Below are 25,693 nucleotides of genomic sequence, written 5' to 3' on the forward strand. Positions count from 1 at the left end.
CCAAAGTACCGAAGTCGGCACTGTTGGGCTGGTGTCCGATGCGAGGCTTTTCCATGGCACCCAGTGACGTCGTCTCCGCGCAGGCGCTTCAAGGCGATCCCGCTGTTCGGGAACTCCAGATGCTGCTCGTCCGGTACGGATACATGACCGACTCGCAGGTGCAGACGGGCCTTGGCATCCTGGGGCCGAAAACCCGGGAGGCGGTGGGCCGCATCCTGGCGGGCAAGCAGAAGGCGGCGCCCATCTCCGCTCCCATCCCCCTGGCCGGCAAGGCCGCGGACAAGGCGAAGGGGGAGGGCGCGATCGATACCCACTTCTACATCGTGCAGGCAGGCGACAGTCCGGAAGCGATCGCGAAACGGCTGGGCGTGAGCACGAGCCAATTGGAGGCCCATCCGCGGAACGCGTTCATGAAGGAGCGCCAGAAGAAGGGGGGGTATGCGCTCCAACCGGGAGATCGGCTCGCGATCCCCGACAAGGCGCGGCCGATGATCCGCAAGGAAGAACCCAAGCAGGATCCCTCCACCATCAGTGTCATGGTCGATTACCTCCTGGCCCTGACCCAGATGCATCCGGCGTCTTCCCTCCTGGGCCTGATGGGAATCGGGTCGGAGCAGCAGCCCGCGCCCAAGCAGCAGAACCCCGCGCCCAAGCAGGCCACCCCGAAGGCGTCCGGTTCCACGAAGAACGCCTCGGAGATGCTGCCGTTGAAGGGCTACTCCAAGAAGCATGCGCGGATGTTTCTCGATGTCATCCTGACTGAGCCGATCGAGTCCGCGTTCCTCGTGCTGCTGCCCTACCTGCCGAAGGTCACCGTGATGACCTCGGGCTACCGCTCGGATGACGATCAGGCGCGGCTCATCCAGAAGTACTACGGCCGGCACAAGGGCAACCCGCTCGAGAAGGACGTCGAGAAGCAGCGCCAGTGGCTCGTGAAGAAGAAGGGGCTGAAGATCGCCCGGGTCGGCTCGAGCCCCCACCGCACCGGGCTGGCGTTCGACCTCTCCGGTGGCAGCATCGATGACATCAACGCCGCGGTGCAGAAGTGCGCCAGGGAGCAGGGCAGCAAGTTCCCCCTGCTCAACACCATCATCGAGAGGAAGCAGAACTGCCTGCACGTGAATCTGAAGCCGACCCTCACCAAGACCTCCTAGCGAGGATCGGCCTCGGGCCGGCGCTCACTTCTTCTGGAGCGCGGCCTGGGCGGGCTCGACCTGGAGCTCGCCCTGCACGACGGTGAGCTGCCCCTCCCGCACCGCGCAGGTGGCCTCCTCGGGGTACACAAGGTACACGGGGTTGAGCGTCTCCGGTCTGCCGGGCTTCAGCTCGCTGGTGGCCACCCGCGACTCCGGCTTCTTGCCGCTGTCGCTGTCGCTGTAGACGAGGCCGATGCCCAGGAAGGGCAGGGTGGGCAGCTTCACCTTCAGCCGGTAGCCGTTGCCACCGGGCAGCACCGCGCGCTCCACTCCGAGCGTCTCCTTGGGCGCCCCGAAGGCCGGGAACACCTTGCCATCGGCGATGCGGATGCTCCACTGCATGGGCTTCTGCGCCTCCGTGGGCGCGCCACAGCCGGTGAGCTGGTGGGGTGCCATCGGCGCCAGCCAGAGCTCCACGTGGTCGTCGTTGAGCCAGGTGGCGCTCGGGCCCGTCCACTTGTCATCGAGCACCTCGACGATGAGCGTGTCCTCCGCCACCAGCAGGGCCTTCAGGGAGGCGTCCTGTTGGTTGCCGAGTTGCTCCTTGCCCAGCAGGATGGCGTTCGCCCCGAGGTGGCACTCGCCTTCTCCGGAGCCCAGCCCGGTCTGCTTCCACCCCCCCTGGAGATAGGCCTCGTCCACCTTCACCTGGGGCAGGTACGGAAGGGTACGCTCTCCGAGCGAGGACTGGCCCGGCCGGCACTCGGAGGGAGCACGGACGACCTCGCCGCGCAGTGCCGCGTAATCCCAGAACTCTCCATCCTCTCTTTCCTGTCCGGAGGGGGAGACCCGGGTGGATTCATTGTTGTCGCTCATCAGGCGCAGCGGGGAGAGCTGTAGCACCCGCGTGGTGGTGAACCGCGTTCCGCGCCGCTCGCCCGACTGCATGTAGCGGACACGGTTGTTGCTCACCGCCAGCTTCTCCTCGCGCACGGCGCCCTGGCCGTCGTTGCACACGGACAGCAGGAGCTGGGCGGGCTGCTCCGGGCGGACCAGCCACCACTCGGTGGCCTCGCACTGCCCCTTCACCTTCTTCGGTCCCGGGTCCTTGCGTCCTTCGGGGCCGAATTGACGCCCGGTGAACCGGGCGGCCGTCTCCAGGCTCGTCCACCCGAGCGACAGCCGCTTCACCTGCAGTGGATGGCCTTGCTCGTCCTGGCCCGCGTCGCGCGTCTCCACGACGCGGCAGGGCTCGCGTTTCGCGCAGAGTGGATCGGTGGAGGCCGCGGGCGGAGCGCCCAGCAGGGAGAGAATCAGCAGGGTACTGGTGGCGTTCATGCGGCTCAGCCTACACTGCTACCTATTGGCTGCGGCGTGTGAGTGGGGGCGGTGAACCCAGGTCTTGTCCACGGCCCAAGTCGATTGTCAGAGTGCCGAGTCGGGCTCTCTCTTGCTGGTGTCTCCGTGAGGCCGAGTCATGTCACTCAATGACATCTTGTTTCGCTACAACTCCACCGGCGCTTCGGCGGCCACCGCGAAGCAGGACAAGCTGAGCCCAGGGGTGAAGGCCTCGCATCAGATGGCCAAGACCGACCTGCCCCGGTTGCAGAAGTACGCCGCTGAGTTCATCGCCATGGGCAAGAAGTACGGACTGCCCCCGGCGTTGCTGGCCGCCATCGCCAGCCGGGAGACCCGTGCCGGCGCCCAGCTCGATGACAGCGGGTACGGGAGTAATGGCGCCGACTTCGGGCTCATGCAGGTGAACGAGCACTCCCACGTCCTGAAGGGAGGGCCCTACAGCCGTGAGCACATCGAACAGGCCACCGGCATCCTCAAGTCGTTCTACCAGGCGGTGATCAAGAAGCACCCCTCCTGGCCGAGCGATCAGCAGCTGCGCGGCGCGGTGGCCGCCTACAACTTCGGTGTCTCCAACGTGCGATCGCTGGAGGGCATCGACCAGGGCACCGCCAACGACGACTACTCCAGTGACATCTGGGCGCGCGCGCAAGCGCTGGCGCCCCTCTTCGGAGGCGCGAGCACGACCACGCCGCTCGTGGTCTCCACCCAGACTCCGAGCCAGCCCCAGCCCGGGCCGAAGACTCAAACCCAGACCGGGCCGAAGACCGGGAGCCCGACGCCCAAGAGCTCCTCTCCGGGCTCCCAGGGGGAGAAGGGGACTCCACTGGTGAAGGACCTGCAGCTGCTGCTCGTCAAGTATGGGTACATGACCGAGCAGGAGATGAAGACGGGCCCGGGCCTCCTCGGTCCGAAGACGCGGGCGGCGGTGGCCCGCTTCCTGGAGGAAAAGACTCGAATCACGTCGGGCAAGCCGGCGGGCACCAGGACCACCGCGGGCACGACCCCGAGCAAGGACCCGGCGCTGACCCTACCGATGAAGTCGGTGGCCATGATCGACGGCGTGCCGCTCTACAAACAGGGCGACAAGGACTGGGGGAAGCTCTACCTCGGTGCCAGGGAGAACCTCACCATTCATGCGGCGGGTTGTGCGATGACGTCCACCGCCATGGCCATCAGCAAGATCTCCGGCCGGCCCATCAACCCGAAGGAGCTCGACGAGTACCTGGACACCCACGGTGGATACGGGGGCGACTCCGGCAACGGCATCATGTGGGACGTGGCGGCGCAGGCCCGGGGTCTCAAGGCGAAGCGGCTGTCGGGTTGTTCCCTGGTCACCATCGACAAGGAACTGACCTCGGACCGTCCCGTGGTGGCGGGCGTGCACTACAAGGCCGGCAGCGCGGGTGGCGCCAATGGCACCGATCACTGGGTGACCATCACCGGCAAGTACACCGAGGGCGGGCAGATTCGTTACGCCGCCCACGATCCGGCCACCGGGGAGAAGTTCTCCTTCTCGGTGGAGGGCAACAAGCTGCGGGCCAACGACGACGCCTTGAACAACTACGTCACCACGGGCGAGTTCTGCGCCTTCAAGGCCGCCACGGCGTGAGCGAGCGGGAGCTCCAGCGTGGCCGTCGCGACGGCGGCTTCCAGCAGTCGCCCGCCAGCATTCCACCGGGACACCGCGCCGGGTGTGAAACAGCCGGGAGATGAGAACGCGCCTCTCCCTCGATTCCAGATGTGATACCCGCGGCGTGTAGATTCCGCTCCGTGGAGAACACCGGTATGACGTCACGCGAGTGGCTCGGATGCATCACGGGCATCGGCTTGCTGATGTGCTGCGCGTTCGGCGGCGCGCACGCCGCGGAGCCGGGCCGCGTCATCAAGGACTTCCACCATACCGCGTGGACGCTCAAGGACGGCGCACCCGCGGGGATCTGGGTCATGGCGCAGACCGAGGACGGTTGGCTCTGGCTGGGCACGTCCGCGGGGCTCTGGCGCTTCGACGGGGTCGTGTTCGAGCGATACGACCTGCTGCCGGAGGGAAGCACGGCGCCGCGCTCGGTCAGCACTTTGTTCGCCTCCCGGTCGGGTGGATTGTGGGTGGGCTACTCCTACGGTGGCGCCAGCGTCCTCGAGGGCGGCGTGGTCACCCATCATGGCACCAAGGAAGGCCTTCCTCAGGCCATTCCGATCGAGACCTTCGAGGAGGATGGCGACGGGCGGATCTGGGTGGGGACCGCCAAGGGTCTCTACGTGCTCGAGCAGGGGGCCTGGCAGCTGGCCGACGCGCGGTGGGGTTTCCCGGCACCTGACAACACCGCGTTCGTTCGAGACCGGACGGGCACCCTGTGGGCCTCCAGGGACGACGGCGTCTATGTGCTTCGCATCGGTGCGCGGCGCTTCGAACGCGTCGAAACGGACGCACGTCCAGGCGCCTCCTTGCATCGCACGAACGAAGGAACCCTTTGGAAGTACGACGACAGGGGATTCAGCCCGCTTCTCGGTCCCGACGTGCCGTCGCGGTCGGCCACATTCTCCGAAACCGCGTCACGGTACGCGAGCCCGCTGCTCTTCGACCGAGAGGGAGCCCTCTGGACGGTCTCCTGTCCCGTCTCCCTGTGTCGTACCGAGACCCCCTACGCCTTCGGCCAGCCCTTCCGCGGGCGGGCCCTCACCGGCGACACCTTCTCGGCGTTGGAGGGTCTGTCGTCCGATGTCTCGATGACCCTGCTGGAGGATCGTGAAGGCAATATCTGGGTGGGGACGAAACTCGGGCTCGACCGTTTCCGGCGCAACGACGTCATGACCGTCCGGTTTCCCAAGCCGCTGGTGTACTTCGCTCTGCTGCCCGGTGAAGCCGGCGAGATGTGGGCCGGAACGGCGTCCGATAGCCCCGATATCGATCGCTTGTGGCGGCTGGATCCGCTCCCGAGCCTCGTGCCTGGCTTCGCCGGCGAAGTGACGGCGGCCTATCGCGATACCGACGGCGGCATGCTGCTGGCCGGTCGCGCAGGCGCGTGGCGCTTCGCTGACGGGAAGGTCACACCCCTGCCCATTCCGAAGAAGGAAGAGGGCGTCAAGGTGCAGGCCATCACGCGCGACGGTGCCGGGCGGCTGTGGATGTCCTTTCGTGCGTCGATCGTCTACAGGCTGGACGGCGACACGTGGACACCGCGTGGGGGGATCGCCGACCTGCCGGAGCTGCCTGCCACCCGCGCCGTGACAGACGAGCAGGGGCGCGTGTGGTTGGGGTACGGCCAGAATACGCTGGCCATCGTGGATGGCCCCACGGCGCGGGTGTTTTCCGAGGCCGACGGATTGCGGACGGGCATCGTGAGCGCGATCCTCCCGGGCCCGGACGCGCTCGTGGGCGGTGAGCTGGGACTGGCCGCCTTCGACGGGCGACGCTTCCGTCCGCTCGTCGCCACGCGGCCGGACGTGCTCACCGGTGTCACGGGTCTGCTACGAACGCGGGATGGGACGCTCTGGGTGAACGGTAACGCGGGCGCCGTGCGCATCTCGGCGGACGACCTCCGCCGGGCGCTCGCCGAGCCGGGCTTCCAGATGCCCTTCAAGCTCTTCGACATGCAGGACGGCATGCCGGGAGCCGCGCAGCAGGTCCGTCCCCTGCCGACGCTGGTCGAAGGCACGGACGGGAAACTCTGGTTCGCCGCGACGAACGGGCTCGCGTGGATCGATCCGGAACGCATCCACCACAACCCCCTGCCTCCGTCCGTGGTGATTCGCTCCCTCATCGCCGGTGACCGTCGTCATGCGCCGCGGGCAGACCTCCGGCTGCCGCCGCTCACGCGCGGCTTGAAGATCGAGTACAGCGCGCTCAGCCTCGCCGTGCCCGAGCGTGTCGCCTTCCGCTACCGCCTCGAGGGCGTGGACGATGGCTGGCAGGACCCGGGAACACGGCGCGAGGCCATCTATACGAACCTCGGGCCGGGCCACTACCGCTTCCATGTCATCGCGGCCAACGACGATGGCGTGTGGAACGAGCAGGGCGCATCGGTCGCGTTCGAGATCGAGCCGACGTTCTTCGAGACCCGCGGGTTCCTGGTGCTCTGTGTGCTCGCCGCGTCGGGCGTGTTGTGGCTGTTGTACGTCCTCCGCCTGCGGCAGATGACGGCGCGCGTGCGCCAGCGCCTGGAGGAGCGCCATGCCGAGCGCGAGCGGATCGCCCGAGAGCTTCACGACACGCTGTTGCAGGGCATCCAGGGGTTGATGCTGCACTTCCAGGTGGCCACCGCGCGCCTGCCTCGGGGCGAGCTCCGGGAGGGGCTGGAGCGGGTGCTCGACCGCGCGGATGACGTGCTCGTCGAGGGCCGCGACCGGGTGCGGGAGCTGCGCGCGTCGAGCGGCGGCATGCAGGACCTCGCGGACGCGTTCACGACGCTCGCGGGCGAGTTCGGCGGGAATGACGCCCCGGCCTTTCGCGTCCTCGTCGAAGGGGCGTCGCGCCCGGTGGATCCGCTCGTCGCCGATGAGCTCTACCGCATCGGCCGGGAGGCGCTCTTCAATGCCTTCCAGCACGCGGACGCGAGCGAGATCGAAGCCGGGATTTCGTATGGCGTGGACGCGCTGCGCCTGCGCTTCCGCGACAATGGGCGAGGGATCGAGTCGTCAATCCTCAGCGCTGGCCGGGCCGGCCACTGGGGACTTCGCGGCATGCGCGAGCGGGCGGAGAAGATGGGGGCGCGCCTGGACATCCTGAGCGGCGTGGGAAAGGGCACCGAGGTGAGCCTCTCGCTCTCCGCCGACCGGGCCTACGTTCCGCGTGCCGGGGACAGATGGCGGCGCTGGATGCGTCGCGTCTTGCGTCTTCACGGATGACCCGGACACGAACGAGGCCTTCGTCCTCCACGTGCTCGCCCGCCGGGCAGTCGGGCGCTCCCCCCCTCACTCCGTTCACCCGTCACGTGTGGATCTACCTTGAGGACATGTCCGACGCGTTCACCCACCTGGAGGTCGCGGGCCGTCACGTGCGCATCAGCCGGCCGGAGAAGGTCTTCTTCTCCGCGCGCGGCGAGACGAAGCTCGACCTCATCGAGTACTACCTGGCCGTCGGTGAAGGCGTGCTGCGCGGCGTCCGCGAGCGCCCGTGCGCCCTCAAGCGCTACCCGGACGGTGCCGAAGGCGCGTTCTTCTTCCAGAAGCGGGTTCCGGCCGGCGCGCCCGAGTGGCTCCAGACCGCCGCGGTGACCTTTCCCAGCGGCCGGAGCGCGGACGAGCTCTGCCCGGTGGACCTGGCGCACATCGTCTGGGCGGTGAACCTCGGCTGTCTGGACTTCAACCCCCATCCGGTACGCCGGAGCGACCTCTCGCACCCGGACGAGCTCCGCATCGACCTCGACCCGCAGCCGGGTGTGCGCTTTTCCACCGTGCGTGAGGTCGCCCTGTGCGTGCGCGAGGTGCTCGAGGATCACGGGCTCGTTGGATACCCGAAGACGTCCGGGTCGCGCGGCATTCACGTCTATGTCCGGCTCGCACCGCACTGGGACTTCACCCAGGTCCGCCACGCCGCGCTCGCGCTCGCGCGTGAGGTGGAGCGGCGCATGCCGCGCAAGGCGACGAGCGCCTGGTGGAAGAAGGAGCGCGGCCAGCGGGTGTTCGTGGACTTCAACCAGAATGCGAAGGACAGGACCATCGCGTCTGTCTATTCCGTGCGTGCCAACCCCGAAGCGCGCGTGTCCTGCCCGCTGCGCTGGGACGAGGTCGCGGACGTGGAGCCCGAGGAGCTCACGCTCGCCACGGTACCCCGGCGCTACAAGAAGCTTGGCGACGTCTGGGAACAGATGGATGCGCGTGCCTTCACGCTCGACAGCCTTCTCGAGCTCTTCGAGCGACAGAAAGCCGCGGGGCTCGGTGAAGCTCCCTTCCCTCCGCACTTCGAGAAGCAGAAGGACGAACCGCTCCGTGCGCCGCCCCGCGAGGGCGCTCTCCGCGCGAAACCGGCGCTCGCGGCACGTGCGAAGCGACAGCCGCGTCGCGGCGGAAGCCGTTGAGCCGGCGTCAGGAACGGCGCATTCAATGGGCCGGGGAGACCTCGGGCCCGGAGGCGAAGACATCGGCGAGCTCGGCCGGGACCGAGCGCTCCAATTGCGCGTAGGTGCACGAGCGCGGCGTCCGGTCCGGGCGCCACCTCCGGAAGTGCGTGGCGTGACGAAAGCGCATGCCCTGCAGGTGGTCGTACGCCACCTCGACGACGAGCTCCGGGCGCACGGGCTCCCAACTCAGGTCGCGCTTCGCGCTCCAGCGGCTCTGGGCCCCCGGCATCCGGACCGCGTCGTCCACCACCTCCGCCCACTCGCGCCAGGGGTGCGTCTCCATCGCCCGCTTCCGGTACGGCTCGAGCTTCTTCGCGAGCTCCACCCGTTGCTTCGCGGTGAACCCCGTGGCGACGCCCGCGTGCTGCAGCGTGCCTCCCGCATCGTAGAGGCCGAGCACCAACGAGCCGATGCCCTGGCCGTCCTTGTGCCAGCGAAAGCCACCGACGACGCAGTCCGCGGTGCGCTCGTGCTTCACCTTGTACATCTCGCGCTTGCCTTCGAGGTACGGCAGGGCGAGCGGCTTGACGACGACACCATCGAGCCCGGCGCCCTCGAAGCGGCGGAACCAGGTCTCGGCCACCTCGCGGCTGCGCGTGGCAGGCGTGAGGTGGATCGGCGCGCGGACACCCGCGAGCGCTTTCTGGAGCAACGTCCTGCGCTCGTGGAAGGGCCGCGGCCGCAAGTCCCGCTTGTCGAGCGCGAGCAGGTCGAAAGCCACGAACGAGGCGGGCGTCTCCACCGCGAGCTTCCGGATGCGTGAAGCCGCCGGGTGGATGCGCTGCAACAGCGCGTCGAAATCGAGCCCGCCGTCCTCGCCCACGATGACGATTTCACCGTCGACGACGCAGCGGCGCGGCAGATGCGTGCGTATCGACTCGACGAGTTCGGGGAAGTAGCGCGTCATCGGCCGCTCGTTGCGGCTGCCGAGGATGACCTCGTCCCCGTCGCGATAGACGATGGCGCGGAAGCCGTCCCATTTCGGCTCGTAGAACACCTCGCCTTCCCCCGGAAGCTCTCGCTCCAGCCTGGCGAGCATGGGCGACACCGGAGGCATGACGGGCAGCTTCATGAAGGGAAGCTGGGCCCGACCCGCGCGGCGATCAACCCGGAGCGCGGGTGTCTCCGCCGCTGATGCCTGCTCGCTCAGCGACCGGGTCATCCAGCAGGAGGCGCTTCCTCTACCCACCCTGAATCCCCGACACCCAGAACACCTGGTGAGGTGAGGCGGGCCTGGCGTCTGGTTCACGGACGCCAGGCCCGCGGGGCGAAGACGCTCGAACTACGGCCTGCGCCAGCCCACCTGGAGACTCACGCTCGACGGCGCCTTGCTGCATTCGACGTCGAGCGTGGAACTCCACGACCCACGGTAGGTCAGGTTCTCCGAGGTCAAATCGATTGACTTACCGGAATCGAGGAAGACCACCGAGCGGCGACCATACTTGTCGACATGCGTGAAGCTGGCGTTGTAGGGGCTGCTGTTCTTGACGGTGGTGATCAGCATGTCATCGGACTCCATGCCGACCTGCGTCGGGTTGCCGACGCCGGTCACCGAGTACGGACCGCAGGTATTGATGGCGGTGCGCAGGGTGACGAAATCAGTCCCGCTCGTGTAGCGGCAGACATTGCTGATGCAGCTGAGCGCCGCCGACGTATCGCTATCGCAGGGCGAGCTGGTGGGGCAGCACTCCTCGCCATTCCCACCACAGGGCGGAGGAGGCGGGGGGGGAATCTGCTCGCAGCGGTCGGTCGAATTGCAGAACAGGCCGTCCCCGCACGAAATGGTCCGCTCGAGGCAGCAGCGACTGCCCTCCACTCCGCACGGCCGCGAATGGCAGGTGTGCTGGGTGCCGCCCCCGTGGAAGTCCAGGTAATAGTACCGCTTGCCCATATCGCAGCCGAGGTAGCTGTTGCCGTAGCACGCGAGCTGGTTCTCGCCACCGCAGTCATCGCGGAATTCCTGCAGCGGGACGTCCATCCAGTCCACCAGGCCCGGCTTGAAGATGATCAGCCCGAACATGATCACGCGCTCGCTCGTGAACCGAAAGGTGAAGGTCGGAAACGCGGCGGGGAGCCCATTGCGCACGGAGTAATCGTTGGCGGCACGGAACAGATGGCCCACGTCCGCCGTGGCGGGGAAGCCCAATTCGCAGGAAGGCACCTCACGGAACTCGACTGCGTCGGAGCCCCAGAAGTGGACTCCGCGGACCTCCACGCCGTTGACGTTGCCCATGTGGAAGGTCGGAAGGGCTCCGACGAATCCATTGCTGGTGGCGTATCTGTGCGCGGCCCGGAACATCTCCGGGACGTTCTCGATGGAGGCGTTCCCGAGCTCGGACACCGGGACGTCACGCCAGGTGGCGGAGCCGTGCTTCACCAGGAACGTGCCGTTGAAGATGGTGCCATTTTTCTCGGCCTGGTGATGATTGCGGAAGCCAGTCGCGTAGCCCATGCGCCTGGCTTGTTCATGGGTGGCCTGGTGCATCCAGGCCCAATCCGTTGGCCACGGTTCCGAGGTCGGGGGCACGTGGTAGGTGGTGCTTCCACAAGGATTGGGAGGGGGAGGCGGAGGGGGAGGCGGAGGCGGAGGGCAGGTCTCGCAGATCGCCTTCGCGGAGACCTGCCCCAGCTCGGAGAGCTCATCCGCCCCGGTGGGAACGGTGGGCCCGCAGGCGGACAGGTACAAGCCCGCGAGCAGCGCGGCGAGCGGCTTCAAGACATGGTGCTTTCTCATGCGGTTGTTTCTCTTGGATGGTCGTACCCGTTCACGGGCTTGTGCACGGGTTCTGGGCGCCCCTCTCCCTGACTCGGGTTCCCATGTCCCGGTGCTTCAGCATCTGGCGTGCCAGCGCGGCCATTCGAGCGGCTTCAGAGAGGAGCTCCGCGGGATATGCCGCGGGAGGAGGGCGGCGCTCCCTGTTCGCCGCGTGTGGTGACCACGCACCCGCGTGTCGACCGCACGCAACGGGGTTCCTCGCGGGTATCCGCACCCGTGCGGAATTCTCAGAGCAGGAGAAGGCGCTGCCGGGAGATGCCAGCACGCGGCCTGGGGTGCCTAGCGGCTGAAACCGGAGAGCACACCAAGTCCGAAGAGGAGCAGCGTCTGCATGAGCACGAGGAGGTGGGACCAGCCGCGCCCTGTTTCGATGTCGAACCGCAGCCACACGAAGGTGAGCAGCGGGTTGATGAGGATGAGGGCCCAGATGCCAGGCAGCGTCCGGGTCAGGACGGCTGTCCCAACGAGCGCCACGATCAGCAGATTGCCCACGTGGACGAGACGTCTCGCGGCCGGAACGCCCAGCACGACCGGCAACGAGGGGATGCCCGCCACGGCATCTCCACGGACATCACGGATGTCCCAGAGGACCTCCACCGTCCAGACCGCCAGGAACATGCAGGCGGCGGCGACCCAGAATGCCACTCCGAGGCCGGCGCCGGAATGCAGGCCGGGATAGAGGACGGTCATGAGCGTCCATCCGAATGCGCTGCTCACGTTCTTGATGCCGAACAGACGCTTCAGGCCGAAGCTCTCCATTCGGGAGCGGAATGCATAGAGCCAGCCGAGCAGCAGTCCGATCAACACCACCAGCACACCGGTCGCGCGCCCCACGAGCAGGGCACCCCCGAGCGCGAGAATCGACCCGAGAAGGCAGGACACCCGGATGAGCCCCCGCGCCTGTTCGGCCGCGGCGAGCTCGTCTGGACAGTTCACCGCGTCCTCGAGGACATCGTTGAGCCTGTTCCACTGGTAGATGCTGAGCACCAGCACCGGAACCACGAACAGGTCCACCCCCAGGAGGGGAATGCCCATCATGCGTCCCCAGGCCCAGGTCGCCGCGAGTGAGCAGGCGGCCACATGGAGCTTGTTCCGGATGAGCCACTGGAGAGCGGCCCGCCACGTGCCCTGGTCGCGGTGCACGGGGACTCTGTGAGCCAGCGACAACCGCAAGGGACGGCTGCTCATGAGTGGAACTCCGAGGGCGGGTGCTGCCCCTCCGAGGCCTGCTTCGGATCCGGCGGTGGGGGAGGCGCGCCGGCTCGGGAGGGCCGCGGCTCGGGGCAGTTCTCCTCGACGACCCGCTCGTCCCGCCCGCGATCTCCCAGCACGTACCCGGCGATGGCCCCGAGCAGCGTCGAGACATGCGAGCTCTCCAATTGCCCCACCAGGCTCAGGGTGACGATGACGATGATGATGTACGTCACCGTGACGAACTTGATGAGCGGCCCCCGTTTCACGAGATCGATGAGATCACCCAAGGCATTCTTCCGGGCGAACAGCCAGGTAATGGCCACCCACGCGACGGTGATGGCGGCAATGCCCAGGCCGTACATCGCCAGGACCAGGTTGGGTGTCAGCTCGAACGGCTTGGGGCTCTCGGGCGCCTGAGCCAGGACGAGGACTGGCATGAGGATGAGTCCGACTGCCAGGGCGAAGCGCGAGCCTTGGTGCGATCTGATGGACATGGCGGACTGAGCCTCCGAGGTGGAGGATAGGGCGCCGAAGCCTGACGGCCAGGAGCCCTTTCCCGCTCAGCCCCGGAGGGCGATATCCCGTGCTGCCTTCATGACAGCCCTCTTCCCCGGATGCGCGGAGGAGGGTCGCGTATCCGAAGGTCGGGGTAACAGGTCTGAGACGGACACCGCTACATCCCCTCGGACGGATGGGAGGAGGTCGGAGCTGGCATTACCTTCCGTCCATGTCGGAGCCCCGCACCGGGGACATCCCCTTTCCCAATGGGAACCGTGCGAAGTGGGTACGTGCTTCGCCCGGGGAAGATCCTCGCGCGCTCATCCATGCGCTCGACCTGCCCCGGCCTCGCGCCCTCATCCTCCTGCTCGGAGGTGCCAACGGGTTGGCGCCTGAACTGAACGCGCGTCTGCGGCAACTCCTCAGCCGAGGGGTGGCCCGCTGCGCCGTGGAGACGGGAGCCCTCATCCTCGATGGCGGCACCTGGTCCGGCGTCATGGCCCTCATGGGTCAGGGGGTGGCCGAGCGCGGTTACCGCTCGCTGCTCGTCGGCGTGGCTCCCTCGCAGCTCGTCACCTGGCCCGGAGGCCCCTCCGGGAATGGCGCCGGGGAACGGACGCCGCTCGACGAGAACCACACCCACTTCGTCCTGGTGGAAGGCGACACCTGGGGCGGGGAGACGCCCACCCTCTACACGCTCGCCTCCGCGCTCGCCGAGGGCGGCATCCCCGTGGTCGTGGTGCTCGCCAACGGCGGGGACGTCGCCCGGCAGGAGGCCCTCGCCGCCGTCCGCCATCACTGGCCCCTGGTGGTCCTCCAGGGCTCCGGCCGGCTGGCGGACGAGCTCTCCACCCAGGTGTCCCGGCCTTCTTCCGACATCGCCGACCCGGTCCTCGCGGAGATCCTCTCCGATGGCGACATCTGCCTCTTCCCGGTGAACGGCTCGCCGCGCGACCTCAAGCACCTGCTCCACCGCGAGCTGCGCGAGGACTCCATCCTCAAGCTGGCCTGGCAGCGCTTCGCCCTCTACGACGCCAATTCCACCCGGCAGCAGCGCATCTTCCGGCGACTGCAGTTCTGGAGCTTGACCCTGGGCTTCCTGGGCACGTTCATCGCCCTGCTCGACACACAACTGATCCTCCTGAGGCTCATCGAGGAGAAGGGCCGGGTGGATGGGTTGTTGAGAATGCTCATCGTGCTCCTGGCCGCGGCGGTCACCGTGCTGGTGGCCGCCTCCAGCCAGTTCAAGGCCGGCACCCGGTGGATCCTCCTGCGCGCGCACGCCGAGGCACTCAAGAAGGAGATCTTCCGCTATCGCTGCCGCATCGGCCAGCGGAGCGAGCCCAGGTCGGGCCGGTTCTCCTGTGAGAGCCGGTTGGCCAGCCGGATGAAGTCCATCAGCCGCCAGCTCCTGCAGACAGAGGCCAACCTCTCCGCACCGCGCACCTACCGCGGCCCACTGCCCCCTCCCGGTTCACTGGCCCCCGGCGATGACGGCTTCAGCTGGCTCACCCCCTTCCGGTACGTCCGCTACCGCCTGGATGATCAGCTCGGCTACTACCGGCGGAAGATAGACAGGCTCGATCGGAGCGCCCACCGGATGCAGTGGCTCACCATCCTCGCCAGCGGCACGGGCACGGTGTTGGCGGCGATGGGGGCGGAGCTCTGGGTGGCCCTGACGACGTCGCTGGTGACGTCCGTCACCGCCTGGCTGGGCTACCAGCAGGCCGAGAGCCGTCTGATGAAGTACCACCAGTCCACGACCGACCTGGACAACATCAAGGCCTGGTGGAGCGCCCTCTCCCTCGAGGAGCAGGGCCGACGCCGCAATTTCGAGAACCTCATCGACAGCACCGAATTCGTCCTCCAAGCGGAGCTGACGGGCTGGGTGCAGGAGATGAGGGACACCCTGGCCCGGATGCAGGCGCGACACGAGAAGAAACCGGGAGAGGCCCAGACGGACAAACACTGACCGAGGGGGCAGGGATGGCACGAATCTTCGTCAGCTACCGGCGGGAGGACAGTCCGGGGCACACGGGCCGGCTCTATGACCACCTGGTGGCCCATTTCGGAGAGAGGCTCGTCTTCCGGGACATCGAGGCCATCGCGCCTGGCGCCGACTTCGTACGCGCCATCGAGGAGGCAGTCAGCTCGTGCGGCGTGCTGCTCGTCGTCATCGGCCCGCAGTGGATCAACGCCCGGGACAAGCAGGGACGGCGCCGGCTGGACAACCCCGGGGACTTCGTCCGGCTGGAGGTGGCCGCGGCCCTGTCGCGCAACGTGCGGGTCATCCCCGTGCTGGTGGGCGGCGCCACCTTCCCCTCCGAAGAGGAGCTTCCTCCGGCTCTCGCCCCCCTGGCCCGGCGCAACGCCATCGAGATCAGCGATCCCCGGTTCCGCACCGACATGGCGAACCTCATCGGCGCCATCCAGGCCGCGCTCGGTGGAGGGCGTCCACCCGGAGAGCCCACTCCGGGACCCGGAGCCCAATGGCGTCGGTGGGGCGCGGTCGGGTTCGTCATCGCCCTCACCGTCGTGGTGTTCTCCGGGATTCTGTGGGTGTGGGAGCGAGCGCCCAAGCCGACAGATGACATTGGAGGCGCCGGGGACGCGGGAGTGGCCGAGGGACTCGCTCCGGCGCGGACGCAGCAAGAAGAAGCCATCGGAGGCGCCGGGGACGCGGGAGTGTCCGAGGAGCTCGCTCCGGCGCGGACGCCGCAAGAGGCCATCGGAGGAGCCGGAGATGCGGGGGTGACCCCATCGGGCACAGCGAGAACCAAGAAACGAACGTCACGCTCATCGCGCGGAGACGCGGGTGTGGTGCAACCACCGCTGGACGCGGGGAGCGACGCGGGTGTGGTGCAACCACCGCTGGATGCGGGGAGTGACGCGGGCGTGGTGCAACCGCCGCTGGATGCGGGGAGTGATGCGGGTGTGATGCAATCACCGCTGGACGCGGGGAGCGACGCGGGCGTGGTGCAACCGCCGCTGGATGCGGGGAGTGACGCGGGTGTGATGCAACCACCGCTGGACGCGGGGAGCGACGCGGGTGTGGTGCAACCGCCGCTGGATGCGGGGAGCGACGCGGGCGTGGTGCAACCACCGCTGGATGCTGGGAGCGACGCGGGCGTGGTGCAACCACCGCTGGATGCGGGAACGATGGACGAGGATGGGGGAACCGCTGAGCTGCTGAGCACTGCCGCGCGAAGAGGAGCCCTCCGAAGGCTCCTCACATCAGACATCGGCGAGCTTCTGGAACTCGAGCCCGCTCCACGCTTCCAGGAGCCTCCCGTCATCTCCCCGTAGCCACACGTCGAACCGGCTGGCCGTCCCGAGGTGCGACCGCGGCGCCGCGGTGGCCTCCACCTGCTCGCCTTCTCGCGCCTCCTGGAGGATGTGCACCTGCTGGATTCCCACGGGCAGCCCGGCCTGCTTGCGCGCGGCCCAGAGGAAGATGCCAGCGGCTTGAAGGGCCACCTCCCGCGCCATGGCCCGGACGCGGGCCGAGGGGGCAAGGTCCTCGCCCAGCGGCGGCCGGAGCGGCTTGGAGCGGGCCAGCAACATGTGCTCGGACATCCAGGTCGACTCCACGGCCTGGAAGGAGGGCCCATGGAAGAAGAACCGGTAGATGGCCTCCGCGTCAGGGCCGGGAGCCGTGGGGCGGGCCGTGGGCGCCTCGGGTACGGGGAGGGCTCCGCCCAGGAGCAGCTCCGCCCGGTGATGGAGCGTGTCCCCTACCTGGATGTGTGCCCGTGTGATCAGCCCCTCGGGGCCTGCCTGCCCGCGCTCTGCCCGCACGGTGGCTTCCCTCGGCTTGTCCGCGAACACCTTCAGCGGAGCGGCGAAGGACAGGCCCCTGATGGACGTCAACGGCAGCTCGGGGGCCACGGTTCTCGCCGCGAAGGCCATCAGCTCGAGCCCCACGACTCCGGGCAGCAGCCCTCCACTCGTCGCGCGGTGATCTCTCAGGAAGGCGCAGTTCTCCATCGCCAGCGAGAAGGAGTCGACGCGCTCCGCGCCTGGAACGAACAGCTGGTTCCGGGTGGGGAGTGGCGGCTCGAAGGCAAGCACACCCGGGAGCCTGCCGCAGATCACCCACTCGCCGGGCGCACCCGGCCCCACGGCCGCGCGAAGGATCTTCACCCCCTCCCCGGGAGGGAGGAGATCCATGCCGCGCTCCCGCATCACTGGCGCGAAGACCACGGCCATGCCCACGTCCGCCCAGGCGGTGAAGTCCAACGCCGTGCCACCGAAGGCCAGGCAGAGCTTGGAGAGGACCTCATTGGCCGCGCCGTAGTCGATCTGCCCCGCGTTGCCGAACCTCCCGGTCACGGAGCCGATCGTGCAGAGCTTCGCGGGTGCTGCGGCCCGAGCCAGCGCTTCCAGCCCCGCCACCTTGGGCAGCAGGACCTGGTCCAGCTCCTCTTCCCGCTTCGAGAGCAGGCTCTTGCTTTGATCCACGCCCGCCCCGTGAATCACCGCGTCCAGCCTGCCGAAGCGCCGCCGGACCTCCTCTACCGCGGCGATCATCTCCTCCGGGCGGGAGGCATCCGCGGAGAGGTAGAGCACCTCGGCTCCCATCCGTGACAGCTCCTCGAGGGTCGCCTCGACCTCCGCCTGCCGCGTCAGGAGCTCCGCCTGGCGGTTGACCTCGGAGGTGGAAGCCCCCGCGCCCGCCTTCTCCCTGGCCAGCGCGCGGATGCGCGTCCGATCCAGGCCCGCCGCCACGCTCCCTCGCGGGGTCCTGCCCACCAGCGCGAGCCGGTAGCCTGCTCGGGCCAGCTCCAGCGAGGCCCGGGAGAGGATGCCCCTGGCTCCACCCACGAGGAGCACGACCCCGCCGCGCGGCAGCTCCCCCTGGGAGAGCGCCGCGGCCCTCAGGACCGGAGCCCGGCGCACTCCCTGGTGGAACGCCACCTCCAGGGGCCCGGTCTCCGCGCTCAGCTCGGCACCCAGCGCCTCCAGGTCCTCGGCGGTGGGCGAGCTGGACAGGTCCGCCACGGTCACCGCGACGTGCGTCTTCTCCTCCGACCACTCCCGGCCCACACTCTTCCAGGCGCCTGCCGCCGCGGCCGAGCCCGCGAGCGCCTCCGTGGTGGTGGACGCCCCTGGTTCCAGCCCCAGCCCTCCGCCCATCCTGGTGAGCACCACCACCCGCGCGGGCCGCCCCGGAGAGCGGCTGATCGCCCTCGCCACGCGGAAGACACGCCTGAGCGCGGCCTGTGCCGCGGCGGTGGCCGAGCCCTTTCCTGGCGCCAGGGCACAGGCATCCACCAGGTTCACGCCCTCGAGGCTGCCCAGCGACTGTTGGATCTCATCCTCGCTCATGGAGGGCGGGATCATCACCTTGCGTCCAGGCAGCTTCTGCCAGGGGGCCTCCGGGTCAGCGTCCGGACAGAGCACGGCCAGCGGCCGGTGCCTGGCGGAGAGCGCTGGCGGCGCCGCCTCGAGGAAGAGCCTGCGAGCGAAGAGAGGTGCCTTCAGCGGCTCCGCGTCACCCGGCTCGGCGATGGGCGCCGGCCGGGCAACGTCAAAAGGGCGCTGCGGGCCTCCTCCGCCCACCCGTTCTTCCAGGTAGGCGATCAGGCTGCGGAGCGTGGGGTAGTTGGACAGCCGGAAGCCATCATCCCCCGTGAACTTGAACTCCTCCCGCAGCGCGAGGAGCACCTCCATCTGACGGATGCTATCGATGCCAAGCTCGGACTCGAGGTTCGCGTCCAGGTTCTGCTGCAGCTCGGAGAGCTCATAGCCGGTCTTCTGGACCACCCGCTGGAGGACCCGGGTGGTCAGCTCCACGGCTGGAGAAGCAGAAGCCGCGGGGATGGGAGCGCCCGGAGGGGGAGCGCCGCGCACGGCGGCCATCCTCTGCTCCAGGTAGCCGATCAACTTCCGGAGCGTCGGGTAGTCCGAGAGGCGGAAGCGGTCATCCGGGGGCAGCTGGAGCTCGTCTCGCAGCGACATCGCCACGTCGATCTGCCGGATGCTGTCCACGCCCAGCTCGGACTCGAGCTGGCTATCGAGGTCCAGCTCCTCCTTCGTGTACCCGGTCTTCGCCGCCACCCGCTCGAGGACCCAGCTGGTGAAGTCCGTGATGGGACCTGGGGCAGCGGGTGGGGCGACGGACGCGGGCGGGGCGATGGGAGCGGGCGCGGGGGCCGCCTCCGGCGCCACGGGAGGGAGCCCGGGCAACGCCTGGAGCGCCGGCGCGCCTGGAGCGAGCGAGAGCGCGGCCCGGTAGGAGCCGGCGAGGTAATTGGCGAGCAGCGGCGCCTGCATCGCGACGAATTGCCAGAAGCGCGGATCCTGGCTCACCCCATCCAGCACCGCGAACGAGCCCATGAGGGGGACGAGCGGGACCGCGGCCGCGGCGGGCTGCGCCACGGGGGCCGGGGCCGTGGGCTTCATCGGCAGCATCGGTGGAAGGAAGGGAGGCCGGGGCGCCACCTCTCCCGCGGGAGCAGACCGCCGTGCCGTGGGGTCGCCGTAGGGGACCTGCCCATCGGCCACGAGGGAGGCCATGGCGCGGCCCAGCGTCTGCACCTCTCCGAGCTTCGGGTGACACAGGTGCAGCGACCGGTGCGGCCGGCCCTTGAGGATGTCGGAGACGAAGCCGGCCTGCGCTCGCTTCGGTCCAACCTCGATGAAGGTGCGCACCCCATCGGCATAGGCCCGCTCCACCATCTGGATGAACTCGACCGGGCTGGCGAGCTGCTGGGCCAGCGTGGCGCGAATCCACTCCGTCGCGCTGGGGCCGTCCGGATAGTAGTCGCCCGTGACATTCGAGAGGATGGGCACCCGCGGGGCCTTCACCTCCATCTTGTCCAGCTCGCGCCGCAGGGGCTCGCTGGCCGGCGAGACGATGGCCGAGTGGAAGGCATGCGACACCGGCAGGAACACCGTCTCCAGGCCGGCGGCCTTCATCCGGGCGTCCGCTGCCTCCACCGCCGCCGTGGCCCCTCCGACGATCGTCTGGGTATGGCAGTTCTTGTTCACGATGACGGCGTAGCCCTCGATGCCTTGGAGCAGTTGCTGCACCTGGGCCTCGCCCGCGCCTACCCCGAGCATCAGCCCGGGGTCCTCCGTCTTGACGTTCGCCATCGCGTCTCCGCGGGCGGACACCAGCTTGAGCGCCTGGCCGAACTGGAGCACCCCCGCCGCCACGCAGGCGCCGTACTCCCCCAGCGAGTGGCCCATGACCAGCTGGGGGGTCACCAGCGGAGTCAGCAGCCGCCGCAGGGCCTCGTCACAGGCGAGCATCGCCGGTTGGAGGATCTCGGTCCGGGTCAACTCGATGAAGGCATCATCCGGATCCTGGCCCGGCTCCACGTAGAGATAGGAGGACAGCTTCCGGGGCAGGAGCGCGCTCATCACCTCGTCGGCCTCGTCGAGCGCCTGCTGGACGAGGGGGTAGCGCTTGCGGAGCTCATCCAGCATCCCCACGTACTGGCTGCCCTGGCCGGGGAACATGAAGGCCACCCCGCCCCCCACCACCGGGCCCTCGCGGAAGGAGATCCCCAGCGCATCGAGCCTCGCGGTGCTGCCGCCCTTCTCCAGGAAGGTGCCCGCGGCCTCCAGGCACCTGGCACAGCTCTCCGCGTCCTCGGCGAAGAAGGCGAGCCGGACAGGGGCCTCACCCAGCAGCGGACGCGCGCACAGGCGCTCCGCCAGAGCCCGCGCGGAGGGGGCCTCGGCGCGGAGCCTGGACAGCTCCGCCAGCAGATCCTGGCGGCTGTTCGCGCCCAGGGCAATCACTCCCAGCCCCAGCGGCAGCCCTGGGCGCTGGGTCGGCCGGGGCGCACGCTTCCGGGCCGTGCCGGGCTCCGCCTCTTCCAGCACCACGTGGTAGTTGATGCCGCCGAACCCGAACGCACTCACCGCGCTGCGCCGGACCTTCGAATCCCAGCCCTGCGGCTCCCGGGGCACGCGGAAGGGCGACGACTCCAGCTCGCAGCGCGGGTTGGGGGTCTCGAAGCCGGCGTGCGGTGGAAGGGTGTCCTCATGGAGCGCCAGGGCCGCGCGCAGCAACCCCACCGCACCCGCCGCCCCCTTGAGGTGGCCCAGGTTGCCCTTCACGGAGCCGATCGCGAGCTGCCCTCTGCCGGCGTCCTTGAAGATCTCGCGCATGCCGTGGATCTCGACCGGATCTCCCAGGGGTGTGGCCGTCCCGTGCGCCTCGATGTACCCGACGGTGGCCGGATCCACGCCGGCCTGCCGGTAGGCCTCCGACATCGCGCGCATCTGTCCATCGGGGTTGGGCGCCACCAGCGAACGGCCACGGCCATCCGAGGAGGAGCCGATCCCCCGGATCACCGCGTAGATCCGATCCCCGGCCGCGCGCGCATCGGAGAGGCGCTTGAGCACGAAGACCGCCGCGCCCTCACCCATGATGAAGCCGTTGGCCCGTCTGTCGAAGGGGAAGCTCCCCTCCGCGGAGAGCGCCCCCATCAGGCAGAAGCCCACGTAGGACGGGATATCCATGAGGAAGTCCACCGCCCCCGTCACCGCGAGATCGCACTTGCCCGACAGCAGCAACCGGCAGGAGTTGTCCACCGCCGCGAGCCCCGAGGCACAGGCCGCATCCACCACCTGCGCGGGCCCCTGGAAGTTGAAGTAGTGAGCCACCCGAGAGGCGGTGATGTTCCCCAGCAGGCCGGGGAGCGAGTCTCCGTCCACGCTCTTGAACTGGCTGTACCAGGAGGCGCGGAGCTCCTCGGTCAGCGAGCCTCTTACCGCCTCCGGCAGACCGCGGACGGACGGCAGCCGCGCCACCGTCTCCTCCAGCACCGGGTGGAGGAGACGGAACCAGGCTTCACCCTTGGCCTGCGTGCCCCCTTGGAGGTTGCCGAAGTACACCGCCGCGTTCAGCCCCTCCGTGGGGCCACGAATCCCATAGTCCGCCAGCGCCTGCCGCGAGGCCAGGAGCGCCGCCTTCTGGGAGAGGTCCAGCTGCGGCTCGGTGGATGGCGCCAGGCCGAATTCCTTCGCATGGAAGGAGAGCCCCTTCACCACCGACCCCAGGCGGGAGTACGGCCGCTCCGCGTTCTTGCGCGAGGGATCGAATAGGAAAGAGGGCCAGATCTGCTCGGGAACGGGAGCGATCGAGCAATGGCGCGTCAGCATGTTGTTCCAGAAGGCCGGCACATCCAATGCGTCCGGTAACACCGCGCCCATGCCGACGATGGCAATCCGCTCGTGCTGGTTCATACTGGGCAATCTAAACCCAAAGCACACTTCCCACCTCGGCGGTGGGGCCGTGTTTGATTCATACTGTGCAATCGAAACCCATCGCATCCAGTGGAGTCAGCGATGTTCGACCTTTCTGGAACCAGAGCGGCGATCTTCGGCCTCGCCAACGAGGACAGCATCGCCTGGCACGTCGCACGGGCGCTCAAGCAGGCGGGAGCCAGCATCCACGTGGGCTACCAGCAGCGCTTCAAGAGCCGGGTCCTGCAGGCCCTCAAGGACGCGGACTTCGCTCCGGATGGCCTCCACCGGTGCGATGTCACGGACCCGGCCGAGGTGGACGCGTTCTTCACCGCCGTGGGGGGACCGCTCCATGTCATGGTCCACTCCATCGGCTTCGCTCCGCTGGAGACGTTCGGCAAGCCCATCTCCGAGCTGTCCAGCGCCGAGTTCTCCCAGGCGCTGGAGATCTCCGCCTATAGCTTGCTGCGCCTCACCCGCGCCGCGCTGCCCCATCTGGCCGGGCCCGCGAGCGTGATAGCCATGACGTACCTCGGGTCCACCCGGGTCGTGCCGGGATACAAGGTGATGGGGGTGGCCAAGGCCGCCCTGGAGTCCATCGTGCGGGAGCTGGCGGTGGAGGTGGGGCCCCGGGGGGTCCGGGTCAACGCCATCTCCGCCGGCCCGATCCGCACCCTGGCCGCGCAGGCGGTCTCCGGCATCGACGTGATGCTCGAGCGCTACGCGGAGGTGGCGCCGCTGCGCACCCGCGTCGAGGCCTCCGACGTAGCGGACACGGCGCTGTTCCTGGCCTCCAGCGCGTCCCGCAAGCTCACAGGCCAGGTGCTGTTCGTGGATGCCGGCTTCTCGATCCTGGGGGCAGTGGGCTGAGGGTTTGTCTTTTCAGGGCGGGCTCCTCGGGCGGGGGGCGTCACGATGTATGCTGACGGGCACCCACCAGGGGTCACACCGCCCATGAATACGTCTTCCTCCACCACCGGTTCCCGCGCGCTCGACCGATTGCTCGACCTTGGGACGCTGCCGGTGGTCTGCACCGTGCTCACGGGGCTCGTCGCTCTCTACATCTTTCTCGTGGCGTTCGGGAACATCACCGACCCGGACACGAACGAGGCCTTCGTCCGCCACGTGCTCGCGATGGACACCACGTTCCAGGACGAGGACCTCATGTGGCGTGCCATCACCAACAAGACGGTTCAGGACGTGGCCTACGTCGCGATCATCGTCTGGGAGTCACTGACGGCCGTGGTCTTGTTCTGGGCGACGGCGGCCTGGGGGCGCGCGTTCCGAACCGGCCAGTTCGACCGTCCACGCCGGCTCTCCACGGTGGGCTTGCTGATGTTCGAAGTCCTCTTCCTGGGAGGCTTCATCACCATTGGCGGGGAGTGGTTCGCGATGTGGCAGTCGAAGACCTGGAATGGGCTCGATCCGGCGTTCCGCAATGCCATGATCGCGGCAGTCGCGCTCGTCCTCATCCATTTGCAGGCGCGAGAGCCGAGCGCGACCTCGTGAGCGGCTCGAGGCCGAGATGCTCGTCGAGTAGCGGAACGAGTCCCCACCACGTGGGGTCCGGTCCTGGGAAAATGGAGGATTGAAATACCCGATGTAACCGGCCCTGCGTGTCCCCCGTACGGGGGAGCATGACTCTCCGAACCACGAAACAGCTTCCGTCGATCCGCTCCACCGCGCTTCCGGCCGCTGCCCGTCTGAAGCAGGCGGCCACCGCCCAGACCGCCCCGGCCCGTCCTCAGCGCCCCGCGTCGCGCGACACGTTCGAGCTGAAGACTCCCAAGAAGGCAGGCCCCCAGCTCCAGCTGTCGGGCACCCACCTGAATGCCGCCGCGTCGCTCCAACTCAAGACGGCGGCGACGGTGGCCCACGCCAATCCCCTCCTCACCCAGGCCCGGCTGGCCGCACTGGGTGGCAAGGGCATCCTCGGAACCCTCGGTCTGCCCGGGACCCGGTTCAACTCGCTCGATGGCGCGCCCACCGCGCGCCGCGGAGACGCGCAGACCGCCGCCGAGCTGTACAGGCAGCAGGCCCTGGAAGCCTCCAACGCCGGCGGGGCCTACGGCGCCGACGAGGTCTACGCGGCACTGGGTCCCGACTCGCCGCTCACCCAGGCACAGAAGGATGAGTACATCGCGCTCCTGGCGACCGAGCACCCCGAACTGCTCACGCAGAGCGCCGAGCTGCCCTACACCGATGGCGCCACGGTGGTCTATGGACCCGAGACCCAGAAGCTGATCGCCGATGCCATCGCGCACGCGCACGAGGCCGGCGTCCTCTCCGACGCCGAGCTGCGCGAGACCGCCTCCACCTTCGAGAACCCCACGGAGTTCGCGCTGCTGCTCGCCCTCGGCGACGACACGGGCGAGGTGGGCGGGCCGCTCGACGTCGTCGGCCAGTACTACCAGCAGCAGGCGGGGCGTACCGACGACCCCGAGGCCGCGTCCCGCTACCGTGTCGCCACCGCCCTGGCCTTCACGTCCTCCGAGGCGCTGATCGCCGAGCGGCTCCCCACCGAGGAGGCGCGCGTCAAGGCCTTCTCGACGGTCGCGCTCCAGATCGACGAGCAGTTCCAGGGAGGCATCTACCCCTCGGCGGAGGCGCTCAACGCCGCGGCCCAGGACCAGTTCGCGGAGAACGCAACGCGCCTGTTCGGCCTGGCGGGTGAGGAGATCGCCAGGAATCTGGCCACCACCACCGACAGCCCCTTCAACTCGGAGTCCGCTCCGAGGGGCACGGACATCCTCGCCCAGTTCTTCGCCGGGACGCTCCTGTCTCCCCGTGGCAGCGAGCTGCAGGTGGACGGGCGGCCCGCCAGCGAGGTGCTCACGCGCGGCTTCGAGGCGGCCTACAACTATCTCTGGAGTCAGGCCGAGAGCCTCCCGCCCGGTTCCGGCAGCCAGAACGAAGCCTTCCAGAAGGTCGGCGTCTTCCTGGGCGCGGTCGACATCGCCGCCGAGCGGGTGGAGCGGCAGGAGCTCGAGCCCGAGGAGGAGTCGAAGGCGCTGAAGCTCCTGGCGGACGTCCTGCTGGATGCGGTCAAGCTGCCGCCTGGCGTGGGGCCCATCGCCGAGGCATTGCTGGACCAGGTGCTGAACCCGGATTCCAACAACACGGTCAACCCCAGCATCGAGAACTTCGCCCAGCAATACATCCAGGCGTATCTCGACAGGGTCAGCGATTACGAGGACCTGCACCCCGAGACCGAGGCGACCAACAGCGTCGAGAACGGCTACCAGGAGACGCAGATCGAGGACCAGCAGGACTCGGACGGCTGACGCCTGACGGGCCACCGAGCCGCCGCCTCGCATGTCCAACGGTCGCGGGCTGCGCTCGAGATGCTCGGGCCGGGTATGCGGGTGCTGCGGCGGACACGTGAGGCCCGGCCACCTGGCGCACCTTTCTCTCCGGCGGGGGCCACCGTCCGGGGCATCGCTTCCTGAAGCGCTCGCACGGGCCGCCTT

General features: G+C 68.7%; 15 protein-coding genes. 9 read left to right on the top strand and 6 right to left on the bottom strand.

The window, feature by feature from the left end:
- Positions 1–53 precede the first annotated feature (53 nt).
- Positions 54–1,154, top strand: a complete 1,101-nt coding sequence (locus tag NR810_RS43820) for a LysM peptidoglycan-binding domain-containing protein (RefSeq protein ID WP_257461467.1) — start codon at positions 54–56, stop codon at positions 1,152–1,154.
- A 24-nt stretch (positions 1,155–1,178) separates the two neighbouring features.
- On the opposite strand, the gene NR810_RS43825 is transcribed toward NR810_RS43820, so the two are convergent.
- Entirely contained in the window at positions 1,179–2,474 is a 1,296-nt protein-coding gene (locus NR810_RS43825) for a hypothetical protein (RefSeq protein ID WP_257461468.1), read from the bottom strand.
- A 139-nt stretch (positions 2,475–2,613) separates the two neighbouring features.
- Between NR810_RS43825 and NR810_RS43830 the strand changes: the two genes are divergently transcribed.
- From NR810_RS43830 to ligD, 3 genes are all read left to right on the top strand, one after another.
- On the top strand, positions 2,614–4,104 hold the full coding sequence (locus NR810_RS43830; protein WP_257461469.1) for a C39 family peptidase: 1,491 nt from the start codon (positions 2,614–2,616) through the stop codon (positions 4,102–4,104).
- 176 nt (positions 4,105–4,280) lie between these two features.
- Positions 4,281–7,337, top strand: a complete 3,057-nt coding sequence (locus NR810_RS43835) for a sensor histidine kinase (RefSeq protein ID WP_257461470.1) — start codon at positions 4,281–4,283, stop codon at positions 7,335–7,337.
- Positions 7,338–7,444: 107 nt separating this feature from the next.
- A complete protein-coding gene (gene ligD / locus NR810_RS43840; RefSeq protein WP_257461472.1) occupies positions 7,445–8,509 on the top strand; it encodes a non-homologous end-joining DNA ligase in 1,065 nt (354 codons plus the stop codon).
- Between the two features lie 22 nt (positions 8,510–8,531).
- On the opposite strand, the gene NR810_RS43845 is transcribed toward ligD, so the two are convergent.
- The 4 genes from NR810_RS43845 to NR810_RS43860 form a co-directional block, all read right to left on the bottom strand.
- On the bottom strand, positions 8,532–9,713 hold the full coding sequence (locus NR810_RS43845) for an ATP-dependent DNA ligase (RefSeq protein WP_257461474.1): 1,182 nt from the start codon (positions 9,711–9,713) through the stop codon (positions 8,532–8,534).
- Between the two features lie 120 nt (positions 9,714–9,833).
- A complete protein-coding gene (locus tag NR810_RS43850) occupies positions 9,834–11,285 on the bottom strand; it encodes a hypothetical protein (protein WP_257461476.1) in 1,452 nt (483 codons plus the stop codon).
- A gap of 321 nt (positions 11,286–11,606) precedes the next feature.
- Positions 11,607–12,515: a UbiA family prenyltransferase gene (locus NR810_RS43855; protein ID WP_257461477.1), complete on the bottom strand. Its 909-nt coding sequence runs from the start codon at positions 12,513–12,515 to the stop codon at positions 11,607–11,609.
- Complete coding sequence (locus NR810_RS43860; RefSeq protein WP_257461479.1) at positions 12,512–13,015, bottom strand: hypothetical protein; 504 nt, start codon at positions 13,013–13,015, stop codon at positions 12,512–12,514. Before NR810_RS43860 ends, NR810_RS43855 begins: the two co-directional genes overlap by 4 nt.
- A gap of 233 nt (positions 13,016–13,248) precedes the next feature.
- On the opposite strand from NR810_RS43860, the gene NR810_RS43865 reads away from it, so the two are divergent.
- Both NR810_RS43865 and NR810_RS43870 read left to right on the top strand, forming a co-directional pair.
- Positions 13,249–14,991, top strand: a complete 1,743-nt coding sequence (locus NR810_RS43865; RefSeq protein ID WP_257461481.1) for a DUF4231 domain-containing protein — start codon at positions 13,249–13,251, stop codon at positions 14,989–14,991.
- A 14-nt stretch (positions 14,992–15,005) separates the two neighbouring features.
- Entirely contained in the window at positions 15,006–16,325 is a 1,320-nt protein-coding gene (locus tag NR810_RS43870; RefSeq protein WP_257461482.1) for a toll/interleukin-1 receptor domain-containing protein, read from the top strand.
- On the opposite strand, the gene NR810_RS43875 is transcribed toward NR810_RS43870, so the two are convergent.
- Positions 16,254–22,223, bottom strand: a complete 5,970-nt coding sequence (locus tag NR810_RS43875) for a type I polyketide synthase (RefSeq protein ID WP_257461483.1) — start codon at positions 22,221–22,223, stop codon at positions 16,254–16,256. The genes NR810_RS43870 and NR810_RS43875 overlap by 72 nt on opposite strands.
- Before the next feature lie 102 nt (positions 22,224–22,325).
- Here NR810_RS43875 and NR810_RS43880 point away from each other — a divergent pair, with 102 nt between their 5' ends.
- From NR810_RS43880 to NR810_RS43890, 3 genes are all read left to right on the top strand, one after another.
- Positions 22,326–23,093, top strand: a complete 768-nt coding sequence (locus NR810_RS43880) for an enoyl-ACP reductase FabI (RefSeq protein ID WP_257461485.1) — start codon at positions 22,326–22,328, stop codon at positions 23,091–23,093.
- A gap of 84 nt (positions 23,094–23,177) precedes the next feature.
- Positions 23,178–23,732: a DUF2165 domain-containing protein gene (locus NR810_RS43885; RefSeq protein WP_257461486.1), complete on the top strand. Its 555-nt coding sequence runs from the start codon at positions 23,178–23,180 to the stop codon at positions 23,730–23,732.
- Positions 23,733–23,860: 128 nt separating this feature from the next.
- On the top strand, positions 23,861–25,507 hold the full coding sequence (locus NR810_RS43890; protein WP_257461487.1) for a hypothetical protein: 1,647 nt from the start codon (positions 23,861–23,863) through the stop codon (positions 25,505–25,507).
- Positions 25,508–25,693: the final 186 nt, after the last annotated feature.

This window comes from Archangium lipolyticum (assembly GCF_024623785.1).
Taxonomy (GTDB): domain Bacteria; phylum Myxococcota; class Myxococcia; order Myxococcales; family Myxococcaceae; genus Archangium; species Archangium lipolyticum.